The following is an 8351-nucleotide window of genomic DNA, read 5'->3' as shown; positions in this document are numbered from 1 at the left end:
GGCTTGACCCGAKGACCCACACTTTCTGAAGAAACACCAACGCAGCACTATTATTTTGAGCGTCCCAATGGGTCCTCGGGTCAAGCCCGAGGATGACGGAGAGGGATGTGCATTTCAGTCGAAACCTGAAATGCCTAGCTGTCGAGGGCTTCAGCAGCAGGCACGATACGCTCGCGCACCATATCGTGCAGTTGCCGCACATAACCCGATCGTCCGGAGGGTGTTGCAAGGTCGGATGTCATAACAACCACAAGCGAGACGTGCGGCACTACATAGATCATCTGACCGCCATAGCCCCAGGCGTAGTAAATCGGCTTGCCACTTGCGGCGTCAGACACGAACCAGCCAAGCCCGTAGGCGTCGCCTGTAAACGGCGAACTCGTTCTTGGCTTCCACGATTCCTCGACCCATGCCTTCGGTACGATCTGCCTGCCGCCGCTTGCACCGGATGCCAAAAACATTTCACCCAATGCGCGCATGGCACGGGGCGAAAGCAGCATGTCGTTGCCGCCGAAATAGATGCCTTGCGGATCGCGCGGCCAAGGCGGGATATTGATTTCAAGCAGTTTGCCCAGCCACTCCCTGGCGTTCTCCAATGTTGAGCGTCCGGTCTTGCGCGTCAGCAGCGCTGAAAGAAGGTGGGAGTTGCCGGTGGAGTAGAGCATCCCGCCGCCGGGCTCATCGACGAACTCGCGCGACAGAGCATAGCGGACCCAATCATTGCTTCCGACCCAGCGGCCGTAATTCGGCCCCGAGGTGCGATCGAGACCCGATTGCATCGACAACAGATTGCCAATTGTCACGGCCTGCAATCTGGGATCCGCGTCGCGCGGCAACTTGTCTGCGAGCATTGGCGCAATGGGTTGATCCAGCCCCTCGAACACGCGGCGATCGATAGCAATCCCGACAAGCGTGGCGATAATCGTTTTGGAAACGGATTTCACATTCACCGGCCGGTCGGCGGCAGGCCCGCGGAAAACGTGTTCCAGCTCAAGATCGCCATGCCGCGAGATGATCAGCGTATGGAGGGACGGGAAGCCGTTTGCCGCCTCCATGATGGTATCGATGGTCGCCTTGTCCAACTTGGCGGCGGCGGGCTGGGACATGGCCCCGCGCGATGCAAATGCGACGGCGGCGAGAGACGTCATCAACAATGCTCGGCGGCCGATTGGAGACACGTTTTTCATTCGCCGAGATTGATGAAAGGCGCGAGCCGCAGCAACACACAAGCTGTCACATGCATGTGATCGTGGACCTACCCCTCGATCGCGTCAAGGAATGTCTGCACGCCAAGGGTCAGATAGGCCGTATCGACGGAAAGAGGAATATACGTATAGCCGAGACCAGCGAAGCGTTTTGCCAGCGCCGGAGTCGCAGCGTAGATCGCGCAGAGTTTGCCTGCCGCCTTGGTCTTCGCCGCGATCTGCATCAACGGCTCGATGATGGCCTCGGAAGCTGCATCCACTTCCTGACCGTCGCTCCAGGCTATGGAGAAATCCGACGGGCCCACGAACACGCCATCGATACCATCCACCTCAAGAATGTAATCCAGCGCCTCATAGGCGGCGCGGGTCTCGATCATGGCGAAGGAGAGCGTCTCATCATTCACCTCGCGCAAATAGCCGCCGGAGCCGCCCGCGCCGTAGCTCGCGGGGCGTCCGCGCATCTGACCCCAGGAGCGTTCGCCGAGCGGCGGATATTTCATCGCGGCTGCAAAAAGCTTTGCATCGTGGACGCTGTTGATCATCGGCGCGACGACGCCCTCGACGCCGAAATCCAGCGCGCGGCTCGCCATGTCGAAACGACCGACGGGAATGCGGACCAGCGCATGCTTTTGGGCGCTGCGCAGGATGCCGGTAAGCGCGGCGACGCTCGCCGTATCGTGCGGGCCATGCTGCATATCGAAGAGCACAGCATCCAGCGGTGTGCGGGCGAGTGCCTCCATGGCAAATGGATCGGTCAGATGCGACCAGCCAGAATAAATGATTTCGCCGGATTTCAGACGCGATGCGAGCGACATGGGAGATTCCTCGTGTGGTGTTTTGCGCGAGTATGGGAAGCTGAGAGCAGACTGGTCAAGGGCGATGGTGAAATTCTCATTTGCCAAGCACGTTTGGAACGAATGCGTGACGGAATCGATTGTAAGGTCGAAATCGTGTAAACTAGCGGTGATATGAGTCCTATCACCAAAGCAATTATGGTGCAGATGACAGTTTTCCATGATGGAAACGAGCAGAAATTCATAGAAGAGACTGGGCTAAGAGACGAAGTTCTCTACAACCTCCTGCTATCGCAGGATGAAAGCCAGGTTCTCATCGCTCTCTACGACCAAAATGATGTCTTGCGCTATGCCAACAAGAGCTGGCGGGCGGCATATCATATCGCACCCGGCGAAGAGGTCGCCTGGGGTGCCCTGATGCGCCGGAATTTCGAGGCCGGGCTCGGGACGGTCCTCGCAACCAAAAATTTCGATGAGTGGCTGATATCGACGCAGTCGCGCCGGGGAAAGGTGCCGTTTCGCGCTTTTGAGACAGATGTGGTCGATGGCCGCTGGCTCTGGATGACGGAAACAGTCCAGCAGAACGGCTGGATGCTCTGCATCGCCAACGATATTACGCCATTACGCACGAATGACCGCCGCTTGCGGCAGGACCGCGATCTCGCACTGCGCGCTTCGCAGACGGACGAGCTGACCGGCGTCGGCAACCGGCGTTTCATCATGACCCGGCTCGAGGAGCTGACAAGGCGCGAATTGCCAGCTGACGGGGTCGTCAAAGGCTGTGTTGCGGTGCTCGATATCGATCATTTCAAGGCGATCAACGATCGTTACGGGCATCAGGCGGGTGATCAGGTTTTGCTGGATTTCGCCCGGCACGCGCATAGTTTTGTGCGGCGGCTTGATTGTTTCGGACGGATCGGCGGTGAGGAATTCATGCTGATCCTGCCCGAGACGCCGCTCGAAACCGGCATCGGCATTCTTGAGCGCGTGCTGGAGCGGATCAGAATGGCCCGCCCTTTGCAGGATTGGCCTGACCTTGCTTATACATGTTCGGTTGGGATCACGGCATTGCGGGCGGACGATACGGCACAAGACCTTTTCGCCCGCGCTGACCTTGCGCTCTATGAGGCGAAGCTCGGCGGGCGAAACCATATCAGCGTAATTTGACGCTGATCAATCCGCCCGAGCGCGTTGCGCAAGCCATGCACCCCAGAACAGGCTCGAAAAGAAACGCAAAGGTGCTTCGAAACCCGCAGCCGACAGGAGCGCGAATACGGCTTCTTCGGACGCGGGCGGGTCAGCGCCCTGCAGAATCTTTGCCATTTTAGCCTCTATCTCGGAGGAGCTCGCACCATGCAGCCGCCACCTCTCGGCCCATGCCGCCATGAGCACGGGCTGAGATGCATATGTGCGATAGTTGCCCGCGACGACGAACGGCGCACCCGGCTTTAGCCGTGTCGATACTTCTTTCAGAATATCGGCCTTCATCTGCGTGCCCGGCAGATGGTGCAGCACGCCGATCATCACTGCCGCATCGAACGGCTCTTGAACCGATATGTCGGAGACGTTGCCCAGCATGCACTGCACCCGGGTTTGAATGCCGGCTTCGACAATATTCCTCTGTGCAAGCTCCAGCATGGGCGCGGATGGATCGACTGCGACAAAATCCCAATTCGGCCCGAGCTTAGCTGAGGCGATGATCTCGCCCGCGGTTCCTCCGGCGCCTACGACCAGAATTCGAGCCGGTCGATCATGTCCGAGATGTGCAGCCAGCATGCAGGCGGTAAGCTCGTGGCATGCGTCGTAGCCTGCGAGTGCGATCCGGCTTTGTCGAGCATATTCATTGGCACGGGCTGCGTCGAACTTTGCAGAGGAAGTTTCTACCACGGGGAATCTCCAAATGGCCGAGGCGTCTTAGGGACAAAAAGCCGCCCGGTGGGCGGCTTCTTTGCGGTTCTAAAGGGGCGGCAGGAAATCAGGGAGCGCCTTCGATTTGCTGTATGGCCTCGATCATCAGCTCTTCCATCTTGCGGCGGATGCGATGGTCGGACGTGTCGATACCGGCAGCATCGAAATCCGCACGGATCTTGCGGAAGACATCGTCGTCGCCAGCTTCCTGGAAATCCGCCTTGATGACCTCTTTCACATAGGCTTCGGCGGCTTCATCGGCCTTGCCGAGCTTTTCCGCCGCCCAGATCCCGAGAAGCTTGTTACGCCGGGCCTCCGCCCTGAAACGCACTTCTGCGTCATGCGCATACTTGTTTTCAAAGGCGTTTTCGCGATCTTGCATTGTCATCCTCTCTTGCTCCCGCAAATTGTGTCGTTAACTAGTAATACAGTCATGTATCAGGCGTTTTTCAGGCAGGTCCCGATGTTTTTGTCTTTATCGATTCCCATATAACCATTCCGTGCAAAATCAAAAGGCTCAATCGACCATCCCTGCATCGACTAGTTTCATATTGTCGTAGAACCAGCATATAACCCATAAAACAGGGGAGCTCCATAAAGGATCATTGTAGAATGCTTGCTTTTGCGATAGTTAGCGCGCCAACATGACGGCCAAGACCCAAGGCCGACCGATAACTCCAATACCAGAGAATCCGCAATGAACCGTCGCCGCCGTGTCTACGAAGGCAAAGCAAAGATCCTTTACGAAGGACCAGAACCAGGCACACTCGTCCAGCATTTCAAAGACGACACAACTGTGCTTCACCCCAAGAAAACCCAAGTAATCGACGGCAAGGGCGTCCTCAACAACCGCATTTCCGAATATATATTCACCCAGCTCAACCGCATGGGCATTCCGACGCACTTTATACGCCGCATGAACATGCGCGAGCAGCTGATCAAGGAAGTCGAGATCATCCCGCTGCAGGTCGTCGTGCGCAATATCGCGGCCGGCTCGCTGGCAAAGCGCCTCGGCATCGAGGAAGGCACCGTGCTGCCCCGCTCGATCATCGAGTTCTACTACAAGAACGATGAGCTCGATGACCCGATGGTCTCCGAGGAGCACATTACGGCCTTCGGCTGGGCTGCACCGCAGGAGATCGATGACATCATGGCGCTCGCCATCCGCATCAACGACTTTTTGAGCGGACTGTTTCTAGGCGTCGGCATCCAGCTCGTCGATTTCAAGATTGAGTGCGGCCGGCTTTACGAAGGCGAAATGATGCGCATCGTTCTTGCCGACGAATTCTCGCCGGACAGCGCCCGGCTGTGGGACGCGCAGACGAGCGAGAAGATGGACAAGGACCGGTTTCGCCGCGATATGGGCGGCCTGATCGAGGCCTATCAGGAAGTCGCGCGCCGTCTCGGCATCATGAATGAAAACGAACCGACGCGGCCTGCGGGGCCCGTATTGGTCAAGTAACACCGGAGAAGACAGATCGATGAAGGCACGTGTCACTGTAACCTTGAAGAATGGCGTTCTTGACCCGCAGGGCAAGGCGATCGTCGGTGCTCTCGGTAGCCTCGGTTTCGAGGGCGTCGGCTCGGTTCGCCAGGGCAAGGTTTTCGACGTCGAACTTGATACGAGCGACAAGGCAAAGGCCGAAGCGAACCTCAAGGCAATGTGCGAAAAGCTCCTCGCCAATACGGTGATCGAGGACTATAGTTTCGCTATTGATTGATGACTTTTCAAGGATTCGCCATGGTCGAAGTGACGGAAGATTTGATTTACGAAGTGTTGAGGAAGGTGCAGACGGACGTATCCTCTATAAAGGATAATGTGCGGGAGTTGCGACAGGATAACGTTAGCATCCGTAACCATCTTCATATGTTGCAGGGCGACGTGAATAATCTGCACGGTACTGTCGGCCAGATCGTCGACCGTCTCGAACGCATTGAAAATCGTCTCGACCTTCGGGAATTCGCAGAAGCACAAGCAAGGTTTGAACCGCACCCATGAAATCAGCAGTCGTACTCCTTCCCGGCCTTAACCGCGACCGCGACATGATTGCGGCGTTGACGAAGATTTCCGGCGTTGCACCGCATACGGTGTGGCAGACGGACACGGAAATTCCCGATGTCGATCTGATCGTCATCCCCGGCGGCTTTTCCTATGGCGATTATCTGCGCTGCGGCGCCATCGCCGCGCGCATGCCCGTGATGGAAGCGATCCGCGAGAAGGCCAACAAAGGCGTCATGGTGATGGGCGTATGCAACGGCTTCCAGATTCTCGTGGAAGCCGGTCTCCTGCCCGGTGCGCTGATGCGCAATGCCTCGCTGAAATTCGTTTGCCGCCAGGTGAAACTCGAAGTCACCAATGCCAATACGCCGTTCACCCGCGGCTATTCGCATGGTCAGATCATCCAGTGCCCTGTCGCGCATCATGATGGCAACTATTTTGCGGACGCCGAGACGCTGGCGCGCATCGAAGGCGATGGCCAGGTGGTGTTCCGTTATGCCGAGGGCACCAACCCGAACGGCTCGATGAACGACATCGCAGGTATCATCAACAAGAATGGTAACGTGCTAGGGCTGATGCCACATCCGGAAAACCTGATCGAAGCGGCTCATGGCGGCACCGACGGCCGTGCGCTCTTCACGGGCGTGCTGGGCATCGCCGCCTGACCGCAGCGCATCCTCAGCGTTTTAGCTGATAACCATCCTGATATTCTTGCCGGTCAGCCTTGCCAGATGTTGCAGGCGGCCCTCCGTTACGTCGCCGATCAGGTCAGCCTTGCTCTTGTCGACCACAAGATCGAGGCCCTCGGCTGTGGACCTCCAGGAAAGCTTCGGGACCACGCCCGCCATGGATGCGGAAAATGGATAGGTGATACGCATGATCCCGGCGAGAATCTTCGAATATTCCAGCAATCGGGGCGTAGCTATGGCAGCAAGTTCCGGGTCGGCAACACTATTGGAAACGCCCTCGTGCCGGAAGAAATTGGCGAGCGCAATATAGGCGCGTCCGGGATGATCGATGCCGATGAAGGAGGCATTTGAAATCATGTTCAGCGCCTGGTTTCCGCGATAATCCGGATGTGCGCGCCAGCTGATATCCGCAACCAGACAGGCGGCGCGACGATAGCGTTTTTCATCCTCGGTTTCTTCATAGCCGAGAGCGGCAAACGCCTCGCCACTCCACTCCGCCAGCTCCCGCGCATAGGCCGGCGACCGGGCGCGTAAGACCGCCAGTTCTTCTGCTGCCGAGATGAGCGGGTCCTCCAATCGATCGCTCTCCGACAGGAGCGAGTAGAGAAAACCCTCGCGCACGCCAATCGCCGAGAAGACGACCTTGGAAGGCCGCATCAACCGGATGGTTTCGAGAAGGGCTATGGCACCGTAGGACAGGAGCGAACGGCGGTTTTTGGAAACGTCCTCGATGCCGCGCATATAATCGAGATCGCCCGCCGCAACGAGCTTGAGGAAGCGTTGGGCTTCATCGAACGGGATCTCATAATGATGCATGACGTGAAGCGGGTAGTGCTTTGCGCTCATGTGCAGCTTGGCGAGATTTCGCCATGTGCCGCCAACCGCATAAAAAGCCCTGCCCTTGCCATTGCCGAGCAGCTTTGCCGAGGCGAGATGTTTCCTTGCAAGTTCCGAGGCTTTGTTCAAATCGCCGTCGGACATATCCTGCAGGCGCAGACCGCCGAGCGGCAGGGTGATGCCATCGCCGATCTGACTGCCCTTGATATCGACAAGTTCCAGACTGCCGCCGCCAAGATCGCCGGCAATGCCGTCCGGATCATGGAAGCCAGAAATAATGCCAAGCGCGGAGAAATAAGCCTCTTCCCTGCCCGAAAGTACCTTTATCGGCTCCTTGAGCAACGCTTCGGCTTCCCGGATGAATTGTGAGCCGTTCTCGGCCTCGCGCGCTGCAGCTGTCGCGAGAACGTCGAGTGAAACTGCCCCGGCCTGATCGGCCAGCGCGCGAAAACGACGCAAAGCACGCAGCGCGCTTTGTACTGCCTTCGCATTCAGCTTGCCGGTTTTCGCCAGCCCCTTGCCGAGGCCGCAGAGTATCTTCTCATTGAATAGAACGGTGGGAGACCGGTTTACGCCTTCATACACCACCAAACGTACAGAGTTCGAACCGATATCGATGACAGCAGCTGGTTGACGCCCCTGCACGCGTCCTTGTGCAGCCGATATCATGCAGCCTTATTTCTCTTTGACCGCTTGCGATGCGCAATCAATCGCGGTGCTGAAGACTTCAGCGACTTGCCACGGCCTGAAAGGCTGGGATTTGTCATGAAATATTCCTGTGCGTTAAAAGCTTCTTCCCCGTCAGCAGGTGTGATCCGGCGTGACGTTCCGTCTGCTAGTAACTCGTAACTCTGCTGATTGTCGAGAAGGTTCGCCAACATAATCTGTGAAAGAACCTGTTGGTGCACTGTTGGATTGG

Annotated in this window: 10 protein-coding genes and 1 pseudogene; 5 read left to right on the top strand and 6 right to left on the bottom strand. The window is 57.4% G+C overall.

Annotated features, from left to right (window positions below; all coding sequences use genetic code 11):
* Positions 1 to 134 precede the first annotated feature (134 nt).
* Positions 135 to 1148 (bottom strand): serine hydrolase domain-containing protein, encoded by a 1014-nt coding sequence (locus ACXJ5O_RS13545; protein ID WP_457300341.1) that lies wholly within the window; start codon positions 1146 to 1148, stop codon positions 135 to 137.
* Between the two features lie 107 nt (positions 1149 to 1255).
* Positions 1256 to 2020 (bottom strand): HpcH/HpaI aldolase family protein, encoded by a 765-nt coding sequence (locus ACXJ5O_RS13540; RefSeq protein WP_457300340.1) that lies wholly within the window; start codon positions 2018 to 2020, stop codon positions 1256 to 1258.
* Between the two features lie 186 nt (positions 2021 to 2206).
* Here ACXJ5O_RS13540 and ACXJ5O_RS13535 point away from each other — a divergent pair, with 186 nt between their 5' ends.
* Entirely contained in the window at positions 2207 to 3166 is a 960-nt protein-coding gene (locus ACXJ5O_RS13535) for a GGDEF domain-containing protein (RefSeq protein ID WP_457300339.1), read from the top strand.
* Positions 3167 to 3172: 6 nt separating this feature from the next.
* Here the strand turns inward: ACXJ5O_RS13535 and ACXJ5O_RS13530 are convergent, their stop codons facing one another.
* Entirely contained in the window at positions 3173 to 3886 is a 714-nt protein-coding gene (locus tag ACXJ5O_RS13530; protein WP_457300338.1) for a class I SAM-dependent methyltransferase, read from the bottom strand.
* Positions 3887 to 3974: 88 nt separating this feature from the next.
* On the bottom strand, positions 3975 to 4295 hold the full coding sequence (locus tag ACXJ5O_RS13525; RefSeq protein ID WP_457300337.1) for a DUF1476 domain-containing protein: 321 nt from the start codon (positions 4293 to 4295) through the stop codon (positions 3975 to 3977).
* A gap of 309 nt (positions 4296 to 4604) precedes the next feature.
* Here ACXJ5O_RS13525 and purC point away from each other — a divergent pair, with 309 nt between their 5' ends.
* From purC to purQ, 4 genes are read left to right on the top strand one after another with little or no spacing between them, the layout of a single operon-like run.
* Positions 4605 to 5369, top strand: a complete 765-nt coding sequence (gene purC / locus ACXJ5O_RS13520; protein WP_112530810.1) for a phosphoribosylaminoimidazolesuccinocarboxamide synthase — start codon at positions 4605 to 4607, stop codon at positions 5367 to 5369.
* Positions 5370 to 5388: 19 nt separating this feature from the next.
* Positions 5389 to 5628 carry a phosphoribosylformylglycinamidine synthase subunit PurS gene (gene purS, locus ACXJ5O_RS13515; protein WP_106716990.1) on the top strand — a complete coding sequence of 80 codons (240 nt, stop codon included), beginning with the start codon at positions 5389 to 5391 and terminating at the stop codon, positions 5626 to 5628.
* A gap of 20 nt (positions 5629 to 5648) precedes the next feature.
* Complete coding sequence (locus ACXJ5O_RS13510; protein WP_457300336.1) at positions 5649 to 5906, top strand: hypothetical protein; 258 nt, start codon at positions 5649 to 5651, stop codon at positions 5904 to 5906.
* Positions 5903 to 6571: a phosphoribosylformylglycinamidine synthase subunit PurQ gene (purQ, locus tag ACXJ5O_RS13505; RefSeq protein ID WP_112530808.1), complete on the top strand. Its 669-nt coding sequence runs from the start codon at positions 5903 to 5905 to the stop codon at positions 6569 to 6571. Before ACXJ5O_RS13510 ends, purQ begins: the two co-directional genes overlap by 4 nt.
* Positions 6572 to 6592: 21 nt before the next feature.
* Here the strand turns inward: purQ and ppx are convergent, their stop codons facing one another.
* Positions 6593 to 8101 carry an exopolyphosphatase gene (gene ppx, locus ACXJ5O_RS13500; protein WP_457300335.1) on the bottom strand — a complete coding sequence of 503 codons (1509 nt, stop codon included), beginning with the start codon at positions 8099 to 8101 and terminating at the stop codon, positions 6593 to 6595.
* A pseudogene (locus ACXJ5O_RS13495) lies at positions 8098 to 8351 on the bottom strand (RNA degradosome polyphosphate kinase); the annotation flags it as partial. The gene ppx and the pseudogene ACXJ5O_RS13495, both read right to left, overlap by 4 nt.

This window comes from Phyllobacterium sp. P5_D12, assembly GCF_054049495.1.
This window is presented reverse-complemented; position numbering and strand designations above follow the sequence as displayed.

What these genes read in the sequence shown, in the direction of transcription:
- ACXJ5O_RS13510 (WP_457300336.1), top strand. Translation starts at nt 5,649, where the DNA reads ATGGTCGAAGTGACGGAAGATTTGATTTACGAAGTGTTGAGGAAGGTG.
- ACXJ5O_RS13525 (WP_457300337.1), bottom strand. Translation starts at nt 4,295, where the DNA reads ATGACAATGCAAGATCGCGAAAACGCCTTTGAAAACAAGTATGCGCAT.
- purS (WP_106716990.1), top strand. Translation starts at nt 5,389, where the DNA reads ATGAAGGCACGTGTCACTGTAACCTTGAAGAATGGCGTTCTTGACCCG.
- ACXJ5O_RS13535 (WP_457300339.1), top strand. Translation starts at nt 2,207, where the DNA reads ATGACAGTTTTCCATGATGGAAACGAGCAGAAATTCATAGAAGAGACT.
- purC (WP_112530810.1), top strand. Translation starts at nt 4,605, where the DNA reads ATGAACCGTCGCCGCCGTGTCTACGAAGGCAAAGCAAAGATCCTTTAC.
- ACXJ5O_RS13545 (WP_457300341.1), bottom strand. Translation starts at nt 1,148, where the DNA reads ATGACGTCTCTCGCCGCCGTCGCATTTGCATCGCGCGGGGCCATGTCC.
- purQ (WP_112530808.1), top strand. Translation starts at nt 5,903, where the DNA reads ATGAAATCAGCAGTCGTACTCCTTCCCGGCCTTAACCGCGACCGCGAC.
- ppx (WP_457300335.1), bottom strand. Translation starts at nt 8,101, where the DNA reads ATGATATCGGCTGCACAAGGACGCGTGCAGGGGCGTCAACCAGCTGCT.
- ACXJ5O_RS13540 (WP_457300340.1), bottom strand. Translation starts at nt 2,020, where the DNA reads ATGTCGCTCGCATCGCGTCTGAAATCCGGCGAAATCATTTATTCTGGC.